Annotated in this window: 20 protein-coding genes; 11 read left to right on the top strand and 9 right to left on the bottom strand. The window is 69.0% G+C overall.

Going from position 1 to position 19,638, the window contains the following annotated elements; translation table 11 throughout:
* Positions 1 to 1,068 (bottom strand): alkaline phosphatase family protein, encoded by a 1,068-nt coding sequence (locus EPN98_RS11395; RefSeq protein WP_293362818.1) that lies wholly within the window; start codon positions 1,066 to 1,068, stop codon positions 1 to 3.
* A gap of 170 nt (positions 1,069 to 1,238) precedes the next feature.
* On the opposite strand from EPN98_RS11395, the gene EPN98_RS11390 reads away from it, so the two are divergent.
* The gene (locus EPN98_RS11390) at positions 1,239 to 2,270 is read left to right on the top strand and encodes an NAD-dependent epimerase/dehydratase family protein (protein WP_293362817.1); all 1,032 of its coding nucleotides are present in this window, start codon (positions 1,239 to 1,241) and stop codon (positions 2,268 to 2,270) included.
* Complete coding sequence (locus tag EPN98_RS11385; RefSeq protein WP_293362816.1) at positions 2,267 to 3,103, top strand: alpha/beta fold hydrolase; 837 nt, start codon at positions 2,267 to 2,269, stop codon at positions 3,101 to 3,103. The genes EPN98_RS11390 and EPN98_RS11385 overlap by 4 nt, the downstream gene beginning before the upstream one ends.
* On the opposite strand, the gene EPN98_RS11380 is transcribed toward EPN98_RS11385, so the two are convergent.
* A complete protein-coding gene (locus EPN98_RS11380; protein WP_293362815.1) occupies positions 3,100 to 4,752 on the bottom strand; it encodes a M10 family metallopeptidase in 1,653 nt (550 codons plus the stop codon). The two genes, EPN98_RS11385 and EPN98_RS11380, sit on opposite strands and share 4 nt — an antisense overlap.
* Before the next feature lie 161 nt (positions 4,753 to 4,913).
* Between EPN98_RS11380 and EPN98_RS11375 the strand changes: the two genes are divergently transcribed.
* From EPN98_RS11375 to EPN98_RS11365, 3 genes are all read left to right on the top strand, one after another.
* On the top strand, positions 4,914 to 5,876 hold the full coding sequence (locus tag EPN98_RS11375) for a sensor histidine kinase (protein ID WP_293362814.1): 963 nt from the start codon (positions 4,914 to 4,916) through the stop codon (positions 5,874 to 5,876).
* 69 nt (positions 5,877 to 5,945) lie between these two features.
* Complete coding sequence (locus EPN98_RS11370) at positions 5,946 to 6,380, top strand: HtaA domain-containing protein (protein WP_293362813.1); 435 nt, start codon at positions 5,946 to 5,948, stop codon at positions 6,378 to 6,380.
* The gene (locus tag EPN98_RS11365) at positions 6,377 to 7,111 is read left to right on the top strand and encodes an SDR family oxidoreductase (RefSeq protein WP_293362812.1); all 735 of its coding nucleotides are present in this window, start codon (positions 6,377 to 6,379) and stop codon (positions 7,109 to 7,111) included. The genes EPN98_RS11370 and EPN98_RS11365 overlap by 4 nt, the downstream gene beginning before the upstream one ends.
* 171 nt (positions 7,112 to 7,282) lie before the next feature.
* Here EPN98_RS11365 and EPN98_RS11360 read toward each other — a convergent pair whose 3' ends face one another.
* From EPN98_RS11360 to EPN98_RS11350, 3 genes are all read right to left on the bottom strand, one after another.
* Positions 7,283 to 7,963, bottom strand: a complete 681-nt coding sequence (locus tag EPN98_RS11360; RefSeq protein ID WP_293362811.1) for a hypothetical protein — start codon at positions 7,961 to 7,963, stop codon at positions 7,283 to 7,285.
* Positions 7,964 to 8,367: 404 nt separating this feature from the next.
* The gene (locus EPN98_RS11355) at positions 8,368 to 8,718 is read right to left on the bottom strand and encodes a hypothetical protein (RefSeq protein WP_293362810.1); all 351 of its coding nucleotides are present in this window, start codon (positions 8,716 to 8,718) and stop codon (positions 8,368 to 8,370) included.
* A gap of 258 nt (positions 8,719 to 8,976) precedes the next feature.
* Positions 8,977 to 10,167, bottom strand: a complete 1,191-nt coding sequence (locus EPN98_RS11350) for a DUF262 domain-containing protein (RefSeq protein WP_293362809.1) — start codon at positions 10,165 to 10,167, stop codon at positions 8,977 to 8,979.
* A 229-nt stretch (positions 10,168 to 10,396) separates the two neighbouring features.
* Here EPN98_RS11350 and EPN98_RS11345 point away from each other — a divergent pair, with 229 nt between their 5' ends.
* Positions 10,397 to 11,089 carry a PEPxxWA-CTERM sorting domain-containing protein gene (locus tag EPN98_RS11345; protein ID WP_293362808.1) on the top strand — a complete coding sequence of 231 codons (693 nt, stop codon included), beginning with the start codon at positions 10,397 to 10,399 and terminating at the stop codon, positions 11,087 to 11,089.
* Positions 11,090 to 11,332: 243 nt separating this feature from the next.
* On the top strand, positions 11,333 to 11,929 hold the full coding sequence (locus EPN98_RS11340; protein WP_293362807.1) for a PEPxxWA-CTERM sorting domain-containing protein: 597 nt from the start codon (positions 11,333 to 11,335) through the stop codon (positions 11,927 to 11,929).
* An 85-nt stretch (positions 11,930 to 12,014) separates the two neighbouring features.
* On the opposite strand, the gene EPN98_RS11335 is transcribed toward EPN98_RS11340, so the two are convergent.
* Positions 12,015 to 12,563, bottom strand: coding sequence for an RcnB family protein (locus EPN98_RS11335; RefSeq protein ID WP_293362806.1), 549 nt, complete (start codon positions 12,561 to 12,563; stop codon positions 12,015 to 12,017).
* A gap of 378 nt (positions 12,564 to 12,941) precedes the next feature.
* Between EPN98_RS11335 and EPN98_RS11330 the strand changes: the two genes are divergently transcribed.
* The gene (locus EPN98_RS11330) at positions 12,942 to 13,769 is read left to right on the top strand and encodes a hypothetical protein (protein ID WP_293362805.1); all 828 of its coding nucleotides are present in this window, start codon (positions 12,942 to 12,944) and stop codon (positions 13,767 to 13,769) included.
* 3 nt (positions 13,770 to 13,772) lie between these two features.
* Here the strand turns inward: EPN98_RS11330 and EPN98_RS11325 are convergent, their stop codons facing one another.
* Positions 13,773 to 14,192 carry a hypothetical protein gene (locus EPN98_RS11325; RefSeq protein ID WP_293362804.1) on the bottom strand — a complete coding sequence of 140 codons (420 nt, stop codon included), beginning with the start codon at positions 14,190 to 14,192 and terminating at the stop codon, positions 13,773 to 13,775.
* A gap of 181 nt (positions 14,193 to 14,373) precedes the next feature.
* On the opposite strand from EPN98_RS11325, the gene EPN98_RS11320 reads away from it, so the two are divergent.
* Complete coding sequence (locus EPN98_RS11320) at positions 14,374 to 14,826, top strand: hypothetical protein (protein ID WP_293362803.1); 453 nt, start codon at positions 14,374 to 14,376, stop codon at positions 14,824 to 14,826.
* Between the two features lie 112 nt (positions 14,827 to 14,938).
* Positions 14,939 to 15,874, top strand: coding sequence for a hypothetical protein (locus EPN98_RS11315; protein WP_293362802.1), 936 nt, complete (start codon positions 14,939 to 14,941; stop codon positions 15,872 to 15,874).
* Between the two features lie 12 nt (positions 15,875 to 15,886).
* Here the strand turns inward: EPN98_RS11315 and parC are convergent, their stop codons facing one another.
* The gene (gene parC / locus EPN98_RS11310) at positions 15,887 to 18,124 is read right to left on the bottom strand and encodes a DNA topoisomerase IV subunit A (RefSeq protein ID WP_293362801.1); all 2,238 of its coding nucleotides are present in this window, start codon (positions 18,122 to 18,124) and stop codon (positions 15,887 to 15,889) included.
* A gap of 229 nt (positions 18,125 to 18,353) precedes the next feature.
* On the opposite strand from parC, the gene EPN98_RS11305 reads away from it, so the two are divergent.
* A complete protein-coding gene (locus tag EPN98_RS11305) occupies positions 18,354 to 19,112 on the top strand; it encodes a hypothetical protein (protein ID WP_293362800.1) in 759 nt (252 codons plus the stop codon).
* On the opposite strand, the gene EPN98_RS11300 is transcribed toward EPN98_RS11305, so the two are convergent.
* Positions 19,031 to 19,474 carry a hypothetical protein gene (locus EPN98_RS11300; protein ID WP_293362799.1) on the bottom strand — a complete coding sequence of 148 codons (444 nt, stop codon included), beginning with the start codon at positions 19,472 to 19,474 and terminating at the stop codon, positions 19,031 to 19,033. The genes EPN98_RS11305 and EPN98_RS11300 overlap by 82 nt on opposite strands.
* Positions 19,475 to 19,638: the final 164 nt, after the last annotated feature.

Genomic DNA, 19,638 nt, shown 5'->3' with positions numbered 1-19,638 from the left:
CTAGCGACCGCGCAGGATCGGAAGCGGCGCGCCCGCTGCGGGATCGAACGCTTTCCAGTCTAGTCCCAGCGCCGACAGCGCCGTCGCCGCCACCTGGCCCAGCTTTCCGCACTCTGCCGGCTTGGCCGCGGGAAGCACATCCGGCCCCATCGCCGCCAGCCAGGTTTCATCCGACCGCGCGAAGGCGCCCTTGCCGTGATGGCGCCAGGACTCCCGGTTCCCCATTCCTCGGCCATGGTCGGTGGTCACGATCAGCGTCGTCCTTCCGGCATAGGCCGGGTCCGCCTGCAGGGTCTTCCACAGCTCGGCCACGAAGGCGTCGGTGCGGCGGATGGCCCACAGCATCTGATCGTAGCGGCCCTCATGCGCGAACTCGTCGGTGTCGCCGTATGCGATGTAGAGGACCCTCGGCTTTGCCCGGCTCCTCAGCGCGTCGAGCGCCAGGAGGTGCGTGAAGGCGTCGAAGCGCTCCACCGGCCATAGCCGCGGCGTCTCGGCCTGCAGCCGCGCCAGCCGAGCGTCGCCCCCGTTGTCCCAGCCGGCGTTGACGGGAAGCCCACTGCGGGCGGGGTTCAGGATGTCGCGGAAGGCCTCCCAAGAGCCATAGGCCTGTACCCGGCCCTTGAAACCCGGCTGGCGGTTCAGCCATTCCAGCACCGTCACGTTTGCGTTCGGGCCGTGGGCGTTCGAGCGGATCGCGGGATCCGGTTTGCCGGTCAGCAGTTCGTTGTAGCCGGGGTACGAGAACCACTGGTCATTGCCGACGGCCATGCAGCTGCCGTTTTCGCGATCGCCCAGCAGGACGCCTTGTTTCGCCATCACGCCATTGAGGAACGGAGCCAGCGCCATGGCGCGGTCCGGCGAGTCGAGGAAATCCTTCTTGACCAGCCCGATCTCGGTCACGAACGCCCGGTCGCCGGCGCGGCCTGGATCGGCGCCCTTGAACACTTCGGTCCATGGCACGCCGTCCAGCGTCACCAGCACCAGCCGGGCGTCGCGGGGGGCGGCCTGCGCCGAGGCCTGCGAGAGCATGATGGCGAGCGCCGCCGCGAGGATCATTCTGAACATCGGCAGACCGTAGGTCGCACCGCCCGCGCCAGCCAAGGTTTTCGTGTTGGCGGATGATCCCCGGGCCGTAGTGTGGCGCCATGCAGACGACGCGACGAGCCCTGGGGCTCTCTTCCCTCGCCCTGGCGGCCTTGGGCGCCAACGCCGCGGCGCAGTCCAAGGTCGAATCCATGCGACTCCTGATTCTCGGCGGCACCGGGTTCATCGGCCCGCATCAGGTGCGATACGCGCTGGGCCGCGGTCACAAGGTGACCGTCTTCAATCGCGGCCGCCGACCCGATGACTTTCCGCCCGAGGTGGAACAGCTGGTCGGCGACCGCAACACCGGCGATCTGAAGTCGCTGGAGGGCAGGATCTGGGACGCCTGCATCGACAATCCCACGACCCTGCCTTTCTGGGTTCGCGACGCCGCCAAGGTGCTGAAGGGCAACGTAGGGCACTACCTCTTCGTCTCCACGCTATCGGCCTATGCCCGCAACGACACCCCCGGTGAGGACGAGGCAGCCCCCACGGCGCCGTACGCCGGAACCGATGTCATGGCCGAGCGCCAGCCGGTGAAGCCCGAGCTCTACGGGCCACTGAAGGCCGCCAGCGAGGTCGAGGCGCGGAGGCAGTTCGGGGCCGGCAAAGTCGCCGTCGTACGGCCGGGCCTGATCGTGGGCCCCGGCGACGAGACCGACCGCTTCACCTACTGGCCGGTGCGCATGGCGCGCGGCGGGGAGGTGCTGGCGCCCGGGGATGGGACCGACCCGCTGCAGTACATCGACGCCCGCGACCTGGCCGAGTGGACTGTGCGCCTCGCCGAACAGAAGGCGGCGGGAACATTCAACGCTATCGGACCGGCCGGCGTGCTCGAGACCCGGGCCATGATCAACGCCGTCGGAAAGGGCGTGGGAGCCCGACAGGCGCGCGTCTACTGGGTTCCGGCGACATGGCTGGCGCAAAAGCAGGTCAGCGGCTGGAGCGACCTGCCGCTATGGCTCCCGGGTCAGGGACCCACGGCGGGCTTCCATCGGCGCAGTCACGCAGCCGCCATCAGGGCGGGGCTCACGTTCCGGCCGCTGGAGGAGACGGCGCGCGACACCCTGGCCTGGTGGAACACTTTGCCGCCGGAGCGTCGAGCCAGACCGAAGACAGGCCTGACGCCCGAGCGCGAGGCGGCCCTGCTGGCCGAATGGAAAGCCGAAAAGGCGAAGGCATGACGATCCGCGAGACACGGTTCCGGTACGAGGGCGAGGATGGCGTGGGCCTCGCTGGCTTCAGGTGGACGGCGGGACAGCCCAGGGCGGTCCTGCAGCTGGCGCACGGCGCCGGCGAGCATGCCGGGCGCTACCTCGGGCCCATGGCGCCCATTGTCGAGGCCGGCTTTGCGATCTACGCGGCCGATCATCGGGGTCATGGCATGACCTCGGGCATGAGCCACCTTGGCGACTTCGGGCCCGGCGGCGCGCCGGCGGTAGTGTCCGACATGGCGGTCCTGACGCGATTGGCCCGCGCCGAGAACCCCGGCCTGCCGCTGGTGCTCATGGGCCATTCGATGGGCGCCATGCTCTCGCAGGCGTACATCCTCGAGCATGCGCACCTGATCGACGCCTTGGTCCTGTCGGGCACCACGGGACCGGGCGCCCGGATCGCCGCGGGCAAGCTGAACGAGGGCTTCGAGGGCCGGACGGCCTACGACTGGCTGTCGCGCGACCCGGCTGAGGTCGACGCCTACATGGCCGACCCGTTCTGCGGCATCCAGTTCAACGAGGCGTCGAGGGACTCGTTCACGGCGCTGCGGGAAGCCCGGCCGACGGCCGAGGCGCTGGCCCGGATCCGGCCGGGCCTGCCGGTGTACGTCTTCGTCGGCGACCAGGACCCGATCAACCGCAAGCTCGAGGGCCTCACGCCGCTGATCGAGGCGTACCGGGCCGCCGGGCTGGCCGTCACGCTCAAGGTCTACCCGGGCGGGCGGCACGAGATGCTAAATGAAATCAACCGACAAGAGGTGGTTTCTGATCTCCTGACGTGGCTGCAGCAGGCGGTCGCCTAGAAGCCGAAGATGCTGTTGGGCAGCAGGCTCGACATCGAGACGCCGACCAGGATCACCTGCCCGCCCGTGAGCGAGATGACGGTGTCGGCGCCGACCTGGCTGACCGAGAACGTCGTGCCCGGGTCGAGCTGGACCCGGTCGCCCTGGGCGACGCTGAAGTCCAGCACCCGGTCGATCCCGGCCTCGTTGGACGAGTGGAAATTGTCCGCCCCGGCCCCGCCGATCATGGTGTCGTCGCCGCGATCGCCCGAGACGAAGTCGGCGCCATCGCCGCCACTCAGCGTGTCGTTGCCCTGCCCGCCGCGGATGATGTCGTCGCCGGCGCCGCCGTTGCAGGTGTCGTTCCCGAGGTTGCCGTAGACGAAGTCCGCCCCGTCCTCGCCGAACAGCAGGTCGTTGTCGCGGCCGCCGACGCAGAAGTCGTTCCCGGCGCCGGTCGAGACGGTGTCGTTCCCCATGTTGCCGTTGATGTCGTCGAAGTCGCCGCCGCCGATCAGCACGTCGTCGCCGTCGTCGCCGCGCAGGTAGTTGCCGGCCGCACCACCGGCCCCGCCCACGACGGTGTCGGCCCCTGCCCCGGCCGAGATCGAGTCGGCGCCCGCGCCGCCCGAGAGGCTGTTGGACGCGGCGTTGCCGATGATCGTGTCCGCGCCTGCGCCGCCGACCACGTTCTCGATGGTCGTCTCCTGCGAGATCGCGACGTTGTTGCGCCAGGTGTAGGTGTCGGGCTTGTCCAGGAAGCTCGCGATGAAGCTGCTGAATCCCGGAAAGCGCGCCGTCCAGAAGGCGATCTGGTCCTGGACGGAGAAGATGGCGATCGACGAGAAGGCGCCCGGCGTCAGGTCCACGCTGGAGGCCCGCGCGTGGGTCGACAGGTCCAGCGTGTCGACGCCGCCGGTGTCGAACAGCGTCATCAGGATCGGGCGGGCTTCGTCGAAGGTGTAAGTGTCCGCCCCGGTCGCCGCGCCCCGCGAGGCGCCATAGATGCCCTGGATGGCGATGATGTCGAGCAGCATCGGCGTGGACGGGTTCACCGTCACGCCGTTGGCGAACAGCGTCGAGCCCTGCTGGTTGAAGGTCCGCAGCGTGCCGTCCGGCGCGTCGGTGTAGGACATCACCGTGTAGCGCAGGTTGTCGAACTCGGTGGGCAGCGTCGTGCCCTCGAACGAGTGCTTCAGGCCCAGCGCGTGGCCGATCTCGTGCAGGAAGGTCGCGTAGAGGAAGCTGCCCAGGCTGGCGTCGGCGGTCTTGTGCGAGTCGTCGACCCAGATGTCGCCGTTCTTCGCCCCGACGCCGAAGCCGGGCGCCGGCGGGGTGTAGGCATAGGCGGCGGCGTCGGCCGAGCCCTGGGTCGCCAGGTCGGTGAAGGCCACGCGGATCTGGCCCGACATGCCGGCGTTGTCCGGCGTCTCCATGAACATGATGCCGGTCACCCGCGACCAGGCCGTGAGCGCAGCGGTGAACTGGCTGCGCTGGGCGGCGTCCAGGACCCCGTAGGCCGGATCGAGGGGCTCGGAGCCCTGGCCATAGGCCGAGGGCGACCAGACCGAGCCCGCCGTCGGCAGGCTGTAGGTGATGACCGGGTCGGCCCAGCGCGCGCCGTCGGCGTAGCGCAAGCCGGCATAGATCTGTGCGAGCGTTATCGACACGACAGCTCTCCTGCGAACGGGGTGGAGACGGCGTAGCTTCTCCGATCATTACGTACCCAATGGGCCGATGTCTTCGCCGCAGGTGCGTGCGTATTTCCGCCAAACAACTAGAGTGCGATGCGGAAGACGGCGCGCAGCGCCAGTAGGAGGCGCTTGAGGCCGTGACGGACTTCCTGGTGCGGCGGATCGCGCGGCAGCCGCGCGGGGCGATGGCGCGGATCGCGTTGGGCCTGGCGCTGGCCGTCCTGGCGCTGGGGATCCGGCTGTCGCTGGCGCCGCTGATCGGCATGGGCGCGCCCTTCACGGCCTTCCTCCTGGCGGTGCTGGTGGCGGCGGTGTTCGGCGGGGTGATGTCGGCCATCACCTGCACCGCGGTCCTGGCCGCCGGCGGGGTCGCCATGCTGGCGCCCTTCGAGCAGCCGGTGATGCTGCGTCGCGGGTTGCTGAGCGTGACGTTCTTCGTGGCCTCCTGCGGCTTCGTCACCTGGATGGTGGCGCTGCTGCGCGCGGCGCTGGCGCGCGAGGTGGCGGCGCGCGAGGCCGAGCGACTGCTGAAGCTGGAGCTGCACCACCGGGTGAAGAACACCCTGGCCGTCGTCCAGTCGCTGGCCCACCAGACGTTCCGCGACACCGGCGACGTCACCACGGCCCGCGACCACTTCGACGCGCGGCTGTCGGCGCTGGCGGGCGCGCACGACCTGCTGGTCGACAGCGCCTGGCGGCCGGTGACGCTGGACGACCTGGCGACCCAGGTGCTGGCGCCGTTCCGCCCGGCCGACCCGGCGCGCCTGGTCCTCGACGGGCCGCCCACGAACATCCCGTCCGAGGTGGCCGTGGCGCTGGTGCTGTGCCTGCACGAGCTGGCCACCAACGCCACCAAGTACGGGGCGCTCTGCGGCGAGCAGGGCCGCGTGCGGCTGGCGTGGGCGCTGGACGACAGCGGGCCGCGGTCGCGGCTGGAGCTGGAGTGGCGCGAGACGGGCGGCCCGCCGCCGAAGCCAAGCCTGCGCGAGGGATTCGGGACGCGCCTGCTGAGCCGGGCGCTGTCTTCGCAGGCCGGCGCCGTCTCGGTGCTGGAGATGACCGCCGACGGCGCGCGCTGGCGGGCGGGCTTCGAGGTCTGATATCCGCGCGATCCGTGGTTTGATGATCGGCGTCTCCGTCGCCGCGGAGACCGGACAAGAGGACACGGGATGCGGGTGACACGGTTGGGTTGGGGCGTGAAGCAGAGCTTCCGGGCCTATGTGGAGGGCTCGGGCGGGTCGGTGGCCACCGACGGCGGGGCGGCGCGGGCCGACGACGGGACGTTCGTGTTCCAGGCCACGCCCGACAGCGACCTGACGCTGGACGGCGGCGCCCTGTCGGGGACCGGGCGGTTCGCGGGCAAGATCGCGTTCCAGGCGCACGGCGGCCTCCTGTCGGTGACGCTGACCGATCCGTGGGTGGAGCCGGCCGGCGACGGCTGGGTGCTCTCCATCGCCGAGACGGCCACGCGGCGCACGGCCATCGCCAAGCTGGGCGCGCTCGAAGGCGGCGCGCTGCCCGCGGTGACCACCCTCGACGGCATGATGATCCTGGGCGACCACTATCCGCCCGGCACGCAACTGGATCCGGTGTCCCTGTCATGACCATCCTCATCACGGGCGGGACCAAGGGGATCGGGCTGGCCATCGCCCGGCATCTGGCGCCGCGGGGCGAGCCGCTGGTGTTGGGCTGGCAGGGCGACGAGGCCGCGGCCCAGGCCGCCGTGGCCGAGCTGGCCCCCCTCGCCCGCGCCGTCCGCGCCGACGTGGGCGACGCCGCCGCCTGCGCGCGGCTGGTCCGCGAGGCCGGCGAGCTGGATGGGGGCCCGCTGCACATCGTTCACAGCGCCGCCTCGATCTATCCGACCCCGCTGCTCGAGGCCGACCTGACCGCCTTCGAGGGCGCCATCCGCACCAACGGGCTGTCGCTGCTCTACCTGGTCCAGGCCGCCCTGCCCTGGCTGGCCCCGGGCTCCAGCATCGTCTTCATCTCCAGCGCCGGCGCCCGGCAGGTCCTGGCCAACTACGCCGCCCTGGGCTGCGCCAAGGCGCTGGCCGAGAGCCTGATCCGCTACCTGGTGCCCGAGCTGGCGCCGCGCGGCGTGCGGATCAACGCCGTGGCGCCGGGCCTGGTGGCCACCACGTCGGTGGCGAAGATGGCGGGCGGCGAACAGGCCGCCGAACGCGTGCTGGACCGCGGCGCGCGGGCCAATCCCTCGGGGCGGCTGGCCGAGGGCGCCGACTATGCCGCAGTGGTCGACTTCCTGCTGGGCGACGGCGCCCGGTTCGTCCAGGGCCAGGTGATCCACGCCAACGGCGGGGCGTACGTGCCGTGAGATGACGCTCGTCCGGCCTGCAGGCCGTGCGCGCCGCAGGCGATGGATGACTTGACCACGAACCACACGAACCCCACGAACACGCGGCGGCGCGCGCGGAGGTAGGCCCCCCGGCGTTCGTGTGGTTCGTGTGGTTCGTGGTTGAGAAAAGCGACGCTTCGCGGTCGCCCGTCAGGACGTGTCGGCGTCGGGCGGAAAACGGCGCGCGGCCGCGACGTCCGCGCCGGAGGCGCCGCGGTAGCGGGCCATCAGGTCGCGGGCCACAGCGTTGGCGGCGGCGACCTCCTCGGGCGTCGCGGGCGCCGGCTCGGGCGTGAAGTCGGGTTCGGGCAGCTCGCGCCAGCGGGCGGCCAGCGCGCCGGGCAGCTCCAGCGCCGCGCAGGCGCGCGACACCACCACGTCGAGGTCGTCCTCCAGCCAGTCGGGCCTCTCCGACCAGTCGTCGGCCTCGCGGTCGAAGCGGTGCGCCCATTCGGTGTGGCGCTGGCGGTCGCCCTGGGCGGCCGCCGAGATCACCCGGTCGACCGCGTCCTGCACCTCGCGGGTGCGCGCCTCGACGGCGAGGCCGTGCAGGTCGTCCTCCGAGGGCCGGCGCCGCGCCATCCAGACCTCGTGCTGGTCGGCCGCGCGCTGCGCCCGGGCCCGCTCGGCCTTCTGGCGCTGCAGGCAGGCCAGGTTCTGGCGCATGCAGCGCGAGTGCCGCGCATAGGCGTGCGACAGCGTCGAGATGACGGCGGGATCGGTGCTCTCGATCAGCTGGCCATGGATGTGCCGCATCGCCGCGAACTCCATCTTGGCCGCAGCGGCCAGGAGCTGGTCTTCCTCAACGATGTCGGGCGTGGGGTCGGACATGGGCGGGAGGGAAACACGCGCCTACGTCAGATTCGGTCATAGGTGGGGGTGTGGGGGGTGGATTTCTTCGCGGGGCCGTGGGCCGGAACTCGCGCACCGCGCGGCACGCGGCCCCAACCTCCCCGCCAAAGGCGTTCGCGCCTTGCACCTTGAGCCGCAGGGCCGGTCGGTACGACCGCGCCATGCGCTGGCAGCCGCGCGCAAGGGCGACCTCAGGATCCTCCGCCGCCTGCGCCCGCGCCGCAAAGTCGCGCGTCATGGCCACGTCGTGCATCGCCAGCGCACCGATCCCGGCGATCTCGGCTTCGGTGATGTCGAGGGCGTCCAACATGTCCCGGCAGCGGAACAAGGGGTACGTCAGATTCGGTCGTGGGGCGGAGTGCCGATTCTGAAAGGAGTAAACATTACCTCATAGCCCGCTTAAGTTTTGAAAACGTCGCATCAATATCCGCAAGCCCAGCAACAATAGTCTTCACTATATTGAAATCATCCTGCGGATTAATTGTGTAGGTAACCGAAGCGCCGTGAGCAGCAGCTCCTCGCGCCGCGCCGAAGCCATCAACTGTCGCAAGCCACGCACCATCAATATCAGACTCTAGAAATCCCACAGGAAACAACAGATTGCATATGTTTGCGGTCTTGATCCCATGGTTATCTCTAACCGCGTGCTCGTACTGACCACGGCATTTTTGAACTACTGTGTTCACATCTGCCCCTGTAGCCATCTTATTCGGCAGTCCCTTGGCCTCGCCCACCTGATTCGCGAGGAGATGAATGAGGACTCGTGACTGTTTTCTGCTCTTCGACCATCTATTGAAGGCACTTCTAGCTAGGTCTAGCGCCCTCGATTCAAGATAAGATTCGATCTCCGCGTGTACCAGCAGGCGGTAAGCACGCGCATTATCCAACTGAGCCGAAGAATAGGTGCCCGTTCCCGAAAACGACGCGGGTAGGAACTGTGCTCTCAGGGCTGCCAGCCGCAGTTCGAGCGCCTTCAATTGCGCCGAAGGCAACTACGCCACCAGAGCGATTCTGTTGTTCTGGAGGGTAGGCTTTGGCACGGGCCGTTCGATAGCAACCTCCAGCGCATTCGACCACAGCAACAGGCGTCCGTAGATCGACTGCAATGATTTCGTAGTACCCTCAACCGACGCTCGAAATTCGTCACTGTTGGCACAAAGATCACGAAACGCAGCTTCGACAGCCTGCTTCCTCTGCCTGGCCGCGGCCGCGATGTTTGCATCGACAAAAAATAGTATCATAACGTCGAAGACCGCACGGTTCAGAGCCGCTTCATATCTTTCACCATTCCACTTCCTAAATGCGCACCTCATACCGAATATATCCACGACGGTGTCGATGGCCGACTCGAATTCGCGAACCTGTATATCTACATTAGCCTTCTCTGCATTCCACTCATCGTTATACTTCTTGCTCGCTAGATCAAGTATATCTTTCATACTCCCAGCGTATTCCCGCAGAAGATTGCGGAATGCAATATATCTTATAACCAGCTCCGCATCTCTCATGCGCCCATCCGCGCCAGATATTCCCATCACATCATGTAGCTTCTTGCAGTCTCCAGAGTATTTATCGACAAACTCAACAAATGGACCCGGATGAAGAGCTTGCCTAAGCTCTTGAGGTGAAAGAGGAACGCTACCGGTATTCAATCTAAGAAATACCGTGTATAAGAAGTTTTCGTCCTTCCAATTTCGAATTACTGCCGTTCTAATCGTCGCATTGTCTAGCGCGTCACGATCATCTGCAAGAATCAGATCTTGCTCAAAATCATTGTACCCGCGACCATTCAAATCCCCCCTTTCAGTCAAGCCTTCCAACTTGAATGAATCGTATAGTTTGTCATCTTCCCGCGCCGCAAACTGGCGAAGAGACAATAATCTCTGCTTTCCATCAATAACTACAAAAGCGCCCTTCTTGTCGCGCCTCTCCGCGAGTACGATCTGGGGCACGGGAATACCCATAACAAGTGACTCTATATACTTACTCTTTCGGGGAAGCCTCCACGCCTCGCGTCTCTGAAACCCGGGATTGAGCTCGATATTCCCCTTCGTAATCTGCTGGAGTATCGTCTCGACTGTCCAATCGGCCGTATTGACGACGGCTTGATAGTTCCTTGGGGCACCCACGACATCGTCGAGGTCTTCTTGCTGGTCGTCCGGAGGCGTGATGATGTCGGCCATAGCCTTCTGCGTCGCTGGTTAGGAGTCGTGCGGAAGTTGCGCCCACTTCGCGCCTTCGCGCAATCGCTCCGCGCGTCCCCTCCCCTGCAGAGAATCTCCTGCGGTGCGCCCCAGTGCATCCCCGTGCGGCGACATGCATCGCGCGGCGTTGGGCAAAACCCATCGGAACACCTGAACCCCTCTAGGGGTTGCCCGTTCGGACCCGGGCTGGCCGGGGATGGAGGGTGCTGTGAGCTGGAAGACGTTCGGGTGTGCGCTGCTGGGCGGCGCAGCGGTGGTGCTGGGGGCCGGCGAGGCGCGGGCCGAGGTGTTCGGCGGGGTGGAGTTTCCGCAGGGGGCGATCTCGTTCGCCGATGTGGTGGTAAGCTATCTGCCCGGGCTGGAGGGGGCCGATCCGACGGCGCCGCACCAGGGGGCCGGAAATGCGCTGGGGGCCCCGAACTATAACGGCGTCAACAGCTGCGCCAGCCAGGCGGCCTGCAGCTTCGTCTCGCTGGGCGTGGGCGGGGCGCTGGTGCTGCGGTTCACCGATAACCTCCTGACCGGCTCGGACAGCGACGCCGACGACCTGTGGATCTTCGAGGTGGGCCCCGACGTGGAGGACACAACGGTGGACGTGAGCGTCGACGGGATCACCTGGCTGTCGGTGGGGCTGGTGACCGGAAACACCCGCGGCATCGACATCGACGCGTTCGGGTTCGGCTCGAGCTCGGCGTTCTCGTTCGTGCGGCTGATCGACGTGGCGAACGAGGGCGGCCAGAGCGGCGGCACCGTGGGCGCCGACATCGACGCGGTGGGGGCCATCTCGACCCGGCCGCAGACGGCGGTGCCCGAGCCGGCGACCTGGGCGATGATGATCGCGGGCTTCGGCCTGGCGGGCGGGGCGTTGCGGCGGCGGCGGGTGGCTCTGCGGGCGGCGTAGGGGCGGCCCGGCCGTCGTCGGATTGAACCGCGGAGTTCGCGGAGATGCGCGGAGAGGTCGGCGACTGCGCCGGCGCTCTGCGTCTCTCTGCGGGCTCTGCGGTTTGATTTGGAGCCTGCGGCGGCCTGGCGGGCGCGCTGGGGTTTCGGATCGGCGCCGGGCGCGCTCGCGCAGGGCGCGAAGTCGGTTGCTGGATCGGCCGGAGTCACATCAACTCTCGCGATAGTTCGTGCGGGGGATGCGATGAAGGTTGTGTTGGCGTTGGCGACGGGTCTGCTGGCCCTCGCGGGGGGATCGGCCGCCCTGGCGGCGGACGGGGTGTTGGACCAGGCGAACCTGGGCATGGACGTCGGGCTGAACGGCGTCGGCTATCAGTGGCAGCAGCAGATCACCGCGGGGCTGGGCGGGCGGCTGACCGGCATCAGCCTGTGGGGCGGCTACGCCGCGCGGGTGCGGATCGCCAAGGGCGACGCCTTCAGCACCGGCCCCTTCGTGTTCTCGCAGATGGTGGATTTCGGCCCACCGGGCACAGAAAAGCTGTTCATCGACACTCGGGCGGCCAACATCGTCCTGTCGGCAGGCGACACGTTCGTCATCGACCTGTCGGACGCGGTCGGCGGCTATGGGGCGTCGAGCGTCCCCTATGCCGGCGGCGACCTTTGGATCACGGATCCGGTCTTCTATACGACGCCGTTCAACTACACCGCCGCGCACGGCACATCACTGCGGTTCGAGACCTACATGGACGCCGTGCCCGAGCCGGCGACCTGGGCGATGATGATCGCGGGCTTCGGTCTGGCGGGCGGAGCGTTGCGGCGGCGACGGGCGGCTGTGGCCTAGGCTGAAGGGCGGCGACGCCGCTGAAATCGGCGCGGCGCGCCCGTAGGCCCCCGCCCGGTGAGGGACGGGGGCCGCCGTTCGGCCGTCAGCGGCGGTAGTCGTAGTAGCTGCCGGGACGGTCGTAGCGGTCGTGGCGGTTGTTGTCGTTGAGGGCGCCGCCGATCACCAGGCCGATGAGGCCCGAGGCGATGGCCGCCATCACCACGTCGCCGTTGTCCGAGCGGTAGTAGCGGTAGCCCGGACGGGGCGGCGCCAGATCGTAGCGGCGGTAGTCGTCGATCACGTAGCCGCGCTGGCGGTAGTAGGGATAGACCTGCCCCTGGCGCCAGCGGCCGTCCCCACGATAGCGGTCGCGGCCATAGGCGTGACCGTGGCCGCGGCGGTTGTCGTAGCGGTCGTACTGGTCGGGGCGGCCGTCGCGGTCACGGTCACGGCCCCACTCCTGGTAGTCGGGCCGGCCGTCGCGGTCGGAGTCGCGATAGCGCTGGTCGTAGACGCCGCGGTCGTAGCCGCGGTCCCCGTAGTAGGGTTGTTCGCGATAGTAGGATTGGGCGCCGTAGTAGGGCTGGGCCATGGCGGCGCTGCTGGCCAGGGTCATGGCGGCGGCGGCGGCGCCCAGGATAATCTTCTTCATGTCAGGCCCTCCTTGGCCAATGACCCGCAATCTACGGGAGGCCGTCTGAACGGCCCGGGGCGGCGGCGTTCAGCGGGGGTTCACCGGCTGAGGCCCCGGGCAGCGCCCCCGGCGGCGGGACAGCCAAACGGCGCGCCACCCGGTGGGATGACGCGCCGCCTTGGGTGCGTGTCGTGCTAGTCCTTTGGCCGCCGCATCCGAGGGACGGGAGAGTTACGACGGCCGCCGGTGTTCGCAGGTTGGCGGCCCGCGGCTGAACCCACGATGAACTGTGGCAGAGCCTGGCGTAGCGGCATCTGGTCGGCGCGCCCGGGGCGGTGCACACAGGTTTCAGTGTCGCGAGTCGGGGCGTTTCGCGTGTTGAGGGGATCGGGAGACGTGGAGGCGTTCTCAGACCAGGCGTTCGCCGCGATCCGCGCGCATCCCGATTTCCGAGCCGCCATCGAGGCGCTGGCGCGCGAGAACCTGGCCAACTACGCCGGCTGGGACGTCGCGCAGCGCTGGCTGCTCAGCGACCTGGGGCGCGCCTCGCTGAGCGGCGCGGCGATGATGCTGGACGCCCTGTTCGACGGGTTCGCCGCGGCGCACCTGATCCAGTCGGCGATCGCCAACCGCACCTGCAGCGAGGGCCGCGCGCGGCACTATCTGCGCCGCGCCCTGGCCAACGGCTTCCTGACCCGCGACGAGACGGGGACGCTGCGGCTGTCACCGCGGATGCACGAGGTGATGGGGGCCGGCGTCGCGGCCATGATGCACGCCGTCGCCCGGCTGGACCCGGGGCTGGCGCACCTGCGCGACATGACGCGCGACGCCCAGTTCACGCGTCGGCTGGCGATGCAGATGGGCCTGAACACGGTCGCGCGGCGCGACCTGTTCGTGGGGCCGGACAGGCCGGTGCTGCTGTTCCTGGCCCGCGACGGCGGCTCGCGGATGATGGAGCAGCTGATCGCGGCGCAGCCCGCCGGACGGTCACGGCTGCTGGAACGGGCGCCGGTCTCCCAGCGGGCCCTGGCGCAGGGGGCGTTCGTCTCGCGCACGCACGTCTCGCGCCTGCTGGCCGACGGCGAGGCGCGCGGGCTGTTCCAGTCCCAGGCGTGCGGGATGGTCGTGGCGCCCGACCTCAGCGAGGACGTCGAGCGCCACTATGCCCTGGTGCTGGAGATGGGCCGCGTGTCGGCGCACGCGGCGCTGGCTCAAGCGTCCTAGCTCCTACTTGGGCTCGCGCACGCAGGCGAACTTGTCGACCGCCAGGTCGGACGAGTCGCGATAGGCCTTCACATAGGCGTCCCAGGCCGCGTCGCGCTTGTCGCGCGGCACGCCGGGCGAATCCATGTGGATCGAGACGTACTCGGTCTCAGACGCCGTGAAGCCCTTGGACATGTCGCCGCTGATGACGGGCCCCACGACCAGGCGGTTCGAGGAGATGCCGTGGCCGCGATACCAGGCCAGGTGATCGCGGGCGGCGGCCTCGAAGGCGGCCTTGGCGCCCGGCTTGACCGTGCTGACCCGCACCACGACCAGCTGGCCGCCCTTGCACAGGTCGGCCGGAGAGGCGGCGGGCGCGGCCTGGGCGCCGGCGGCGGCGAGCAGCAGGCCGCAGGCCAGCGCGGCGGTGAGACGAATGGACATGATGGACCCCCGAATTGATCAACGCCTCAGGCTTCGACCATCCGGCCCGACGCGGAAGTGCACAAATTTGCAGGTGAGCCGGGCCCGCTCTCCGACCGCAAATATGTGCAGTTCTCTCGCGACGGGCGGCGGCGAACAGTCGGGCCGGCCGCCGGGGAGCGGCGACAGGGAGAGAACGATCATGCTCAAGACGATCACGCGCACGATGGCGGCGACGGTGGCGGCCGGGCTGCTGGCGGGGGCGGCGCACGCGCAGACCGCGCCCAGGGTCTATGAGAACGGCACGGTCTGGCAGATCAGCCACATCGAAACCAAGCCGGGGATGTTCGACGAGTACATGGCCTATCTCAACGGCCAGTGGCGGGCGTCCAACGAGGCAGGCATCAAGGCCGGCGACATCATCAGCTACAAGATCCTGCAGGTGAACGCCGCGCGCGACAAAGAGCCCGACCTGATCCTGATGATCGAGTTCAAGAACATGGCGGTGTTCGACGCCAGCCAGGCCGATCAGGACAAGCGCACGGCGGCGCTGTGGGGCAGCAACCAGAAGGCCGCCCAGGCCCAGATCAGCCGCGAGGCCATGCGCGTGCAGCGTGGCGGCGTCCTGGTGCGCGAGCTGAAGTTCCAGAAGTAAGGGGCGACCGCACGCCGTCGGTCCGCGCATCGCCGCGGGCCGGCGGCTTGGCCCCGGCGCCGCGGGGGATTAGCGTCCAATCAACGCGACGGGGGCAGGTATGTGGCGGGCGATGATCTTGGGCGCGGCGCTGGGGCTGACGGCGACCGGCGCCGTGGCCGCGGGACCGCCGCCGCAAGCCGACCTCACCGGGACCTGGAGCAACGCCTGGTACACCCAGCTGCAGCGGCCGAAGGAGTTCAAGGCGCTGATCGCCACGCCCGAGGAGGCCGAGGCCTATGAGGCGCCGCGGCGGGCGCTGAACGGCATGATCGTGGCCAAGGACGACGTGCTGGGCCAGGAGGAGGCCGAGTTCAACGACATGGGTCCCGGGCTGGCCCGCATCCGCGGCGAGATCCGCTCGTCCTGGATCACCGAGCCGGCGGACGGCCGCATCCCCTGGCGCGAGGACGTGAAGACGGCGCTGAGGATCGGCCAGCCGCGGGTGGAGGCGTACGACCACGTCGAACAGCGGCCGAGCGATGAGCGCTGCCTGACCGCGCGCGGGGCCGGCGCGCCGATCCTCAACTCGCCCGACACCAACTTCATCCAGGTGGTGCAGACCGCCGACCACGTGGTCATCGTATCGGAAAAGAACCACGACGCGCGGATCGTGCGGCTGGGCGCGGCGATCGGGCCGGTGGCCCCGGGCGGCTGGATGGGCGCCTCGGTCGGGCGCTGGGAAGGCGCGACGCTGGTGGTGACCACCCAGGGCTTCCGGCCCGGGCTGACGCGGACCAACGGCTACACCGTCTCGGACAAGACCCGGGTGACCGAGCGGTTCACCCGCACCGGGCCACGCGAGATCACCTACCTGTTCGAGGTGGAGGACCCCACGCTCTACACGCAGGTCTGGCGGGGCGAGATGGTGTTCCGCAAGGAAGAGGCGGCGATGTACGAGTACGCCTGCCACGAGGGGAACTACGCCCTGCCCTCGATCCTGGCGGGCGCGCGGCAGGCCGAACAGGCCGCGGCGACCGCGGCGGCGGGGACAGCCACGGCGAAGTGACGGCGCGCGCGCCTACGCCTTCGGCCGGAACCGCTTCGTCGCGGGAAACCCTTTCGGCGCCAGCTTCCCCGCCCCCGCCCGGCGGCCCAGCCACTCGCGCCATTCGGGCCAGGCCCGGGTGCGGCCGCTGGCGTCGACGGTGGTCATGCCGTCCTCGGTCTTGAAGGCCGCGACGTCGCGCAGGCCGCCCTCGCGATAGGTCTGGAGCTTCACGCCCTTGCCGCGCGGCATCTCGGGCAGTTCGGCGGCGGGGAAGATCAGGAGCTTGCCGTTGTCGCCGATGACGGCGAGCTGGTCGGATTCCCCCAGCGCGACGCACGACAGCGCCGTGCCGTTCAGGACCTGCTTGCCCGCGCGCCGGAAGGCGATGGCCTCCTCCTCCGGCAGGATGAAGCCGTAGCCCTCCTTGGAGGCCAGCACCCGCTTCGTGCCCGGCTTGTGCGGGAAGACGTCGATCAGGCCCACCTTGTCGTCGAGGTCGATCATCAGGCGCAGCGGCTCGCCGTGGCCGCGGGCGCCCGGGAGCTTGTCGCAGCCGAGGGTGAAGAAGCGGCCGTCGCTGGCGAAGATCAGCAGCTTGTCGGTGGTCTCGGCGGGGACCAGGAACTGGAGCTTGTCGCCCTCCTTGAACTTGAGTTCCGAGGGGTCTTCTACCCGGCCCTTAGCGGCGCGGATCCAGCCGCGTTCGCTGAGGATGATGGTGATCGGCTCGCGCACGATCATGGCTTCCAGGGCGGCCTCGGTGTCGATCTGCGGCGCGTCGGCGAAGGTGGAGCGGCGGACGTTGAGGTCGGCCAGCTGGGCCTTGGTGTCTTTCAGCCCCTGCCCCACCAGCTTCCACTGGGCCTTGTCGGAGGCCAGCATGCCGACGATGCCGTCGCGCTCTTCGCTGAGTTCGGCGTGCTCGCGGCGGATCTCCATCTCCTCCAGCCGGGCCAGCTGGCGCAGGCGGGTGTTGAGGATGGCGTCGGCCTGCAACTCGCTGAGCGCGAAGGTCTCGATCAGCTTTTCCTTGGGCTTGTCCTCGTAGCGGACGATCCGGATCACCTCGTCCAGATTGAGGTAGGCGATCATCAGGCCGTCGAGGATGTGCAGCCGGGCCTCGATCTTGGCCAGGCGATGGCGGGCGCGTCGGACCAGGACCTCGCGCCGGTGGTCGAGGAAGGCGACCAGGGCCTGCTTGAGGTTCATGACGCCGGGCGTGCCGCGGGCGTCCAGGACGTTGAGGTTGACGCTGAAGCGGGTCTCGAGGTCGGAGAGCTTGAACAGGCTCTCCATCAGGACCTCGGGCTCGACGTTGCGGCTCTTGGGCTCGAGCACCAGGCGGACGTCCTCGGCGGATTCATCGCGGACGTCGCCCAGCAGCGGGGCCTTCTTGCCCTCGATCAGCTCGGCCAGCTGTTCGACCAGATCGGCCTTCTTCACCTGATACGGAATCTCGGTGATGACGATCTGGTACATCCCCTTGCCCAGGTCCTCCTTGGTCCAGGTGGCGCGGACGCGCACGCCGCCGCGGCCGGTCTCGTAGACGCTGAGCAGGCTGGACCGCGGCTCGACGATGACGCCGCCGGTGGGGAAGTCGGGGCCCTGGACGTGGGTCATCAGGGCTTCGACGCTGCTGTCGGGATCGTCCAGCAGCATCAGGCAGGCGTCGATCAGCTCTCCGGCGTTGTGCGGCGGGATCGAGGTGGCCATGCCGACCGCGATGCCGGTCGAGCCGTTGGCGAGCAGGTTGGGGAAGCCGGCCGGCAGAACCACGGGCTCGTCGTCCGAGCCGTCGTAGGTGGGCTTGAAGTCGACCGCGTCCTCTTCGATGCCGTCGAGCAGCAGCGTGGCGGCCACCGTCAGCTTGGCCTCGGTGTAGCGCATGGCCGCGGCGTTATCGCCGTCGATGTTGCCGAAGTTGCCCTGGCCGTCGACCTGCGGATAGCGCTGGGCGAAGTGCTGGGCCATGCGGACCAGGGTGTCGTAGATCGACTGGTCGCCGTGCGGGTGGTAGCCGCCCATCACCTCGCCGACCACCTTGGCGCACTTGCGGGCGGCCGCGTCGGGGTTCAGCCGCATCTCGCGCATGGCGTAGAGCACACGCCGCTGCACCGGCTTCAGGCCGTCGCGGACGTCGGGCAGCGCGCGGTCGGTGATGACCGAAAGGGCGTAGGCGAGATAGCGGCGCGACAGGGCTTCCGACAGCGGCTCGTCGATGATGCGGTCGCCGTCGCCGTCGCCGGGCGGGGTGGTGTGGACAGTCATGGGCCCTCTCTAGCGCGCGCGGGGATTCGCGTCGCCGGGCAGAGCGCCGCGATCCACAGGGCGGCGCCATGACGGGCGGCCCGTCCGGAGAATCGGCCCGTGTTTAAGCGGGGATTAAGGGGCGGCGCCCGAGGGTGATTGCGACCTCTTGAAGCAGGGACCCTTCAGAAGAAGGGACTGTCCGATCACCAGCCACCCCCCCAGCGCCAGTTTCCGTGACGCCCAACCGGTGGCGCCGCCGACCCGCGTGCGCTGGCGGCCCGGCGCGGCGTTCCTGCTGGCCACGGCGCCGCCGAAGGTGAACGTGGGCGCCTGGTTCGCCCTGGCCGTGATGGTGCCGCTGCTGCTGCTGGCCCTGGCGGCCGGGATGACCCAGGTGGGCGCGCCCCGCGCGGCGGCCTTCGAAGTGACGCTGCTGCTGGCGCCGGCCCTGGTGCTGGCGGTTCGCGCCCTGGAAGTGGGCCGTCACGCGCCCGCCCCCGACGAGGCGCGAGAGCAGGACCTGACCCGCGCCTTCTGCCTGACCACCGGCCAGGCCGTAGGCTTCCTGTTCGTGGTGATCCTGGGCGCGCCGTTCAGTCACGAGTCGGTGGCGGTAGGACTGGCCATGGCCGGCGCGCCACTGGCGCTGGCTGTGGTGCGAGACGTGTGGACGCGGGTGTTCCGGCCGGTGGAGGAACGCGTCTCGCCGCCGATGAAGGCGATGGCCAACCGCAACTGGACCCTGGAATGGGCCGAGAGCCAGAAGCAGACCCCCGAGACCGAAGGCCACATCATCACCGCCTTGATCGCCCAGGTGGTCCAGCCGATCGCCCGGCCGGACGCCCCCGTGACGCTGAAAGTGTCGCCGGTCGCGCCGGATGAGGCGTGGATGCGGGCCAGCGCGCGCCGCCCGGTCCCGGTCCGTCAGAACGGCAATGGCTGGATGTCAGGCTCGACCCAGCCGCGCCGCGCGACCGGGTCGAAGAGCCTGGCGCGGGTCCAGTAGGCGAACAGCCAGTCCGAGCGCCCGCAGGGGCCGGCCAGCAGCACATCCAGGTGATCCGACAGCGGGGCGTCCGGGCGCGTCGCGAGCTGTGCAGCCGCGGCCCGCAGCGAGGCCTGGGTGATGGTCTCGTGGTAGCCCTCGGTGTCGGTGTTCGCGACGCCGGTGGCTTCATTGTAGGCGCGGATCAGATCCGGCATCTCGCGGTACGCGTCCATGCCGGGGCGTGACAGCAACCACACGGCCGCGGCGAAGTGGGCGGCGTGGGTCCACTCGGGCTTGGGCAGCGTGTGGTCGATGACGCCGCGGGCGATGCGCTCGATGTCCCCATCTGTCAGAGGGGCGCCGGTGAGAAAGGGTGGCATGTCAGAGCTCCTGTAGGAGGCTCGGCGGGGCCCAATTGCGAAAAACCCCGCCGGAGCGGGGTTTGCTTCGCTGGGACCGGACCTCAGGCCGACCGACAGGCGCACGCAAACACCGCCCGGGAGGGGCGTTGCTGGGTGTTGGCCTGGTTGATCTTGCCGAAGGT

It is taken from the genome of Phenylobacterium sp., assembly GCF_004299445.1.
Taxonomy (GTDB): domain Bacteria; phylum Pseudomonadota; class Alphaproteobacteria; order Caulobacterales; family Caulobacteraceae; genus Phenylobacterium.
The sequence above is the reverse complement of the archived record's forward strand: the minus strand, read 5'-3'. Positions and strand labels throughout refer to the sequence as shown.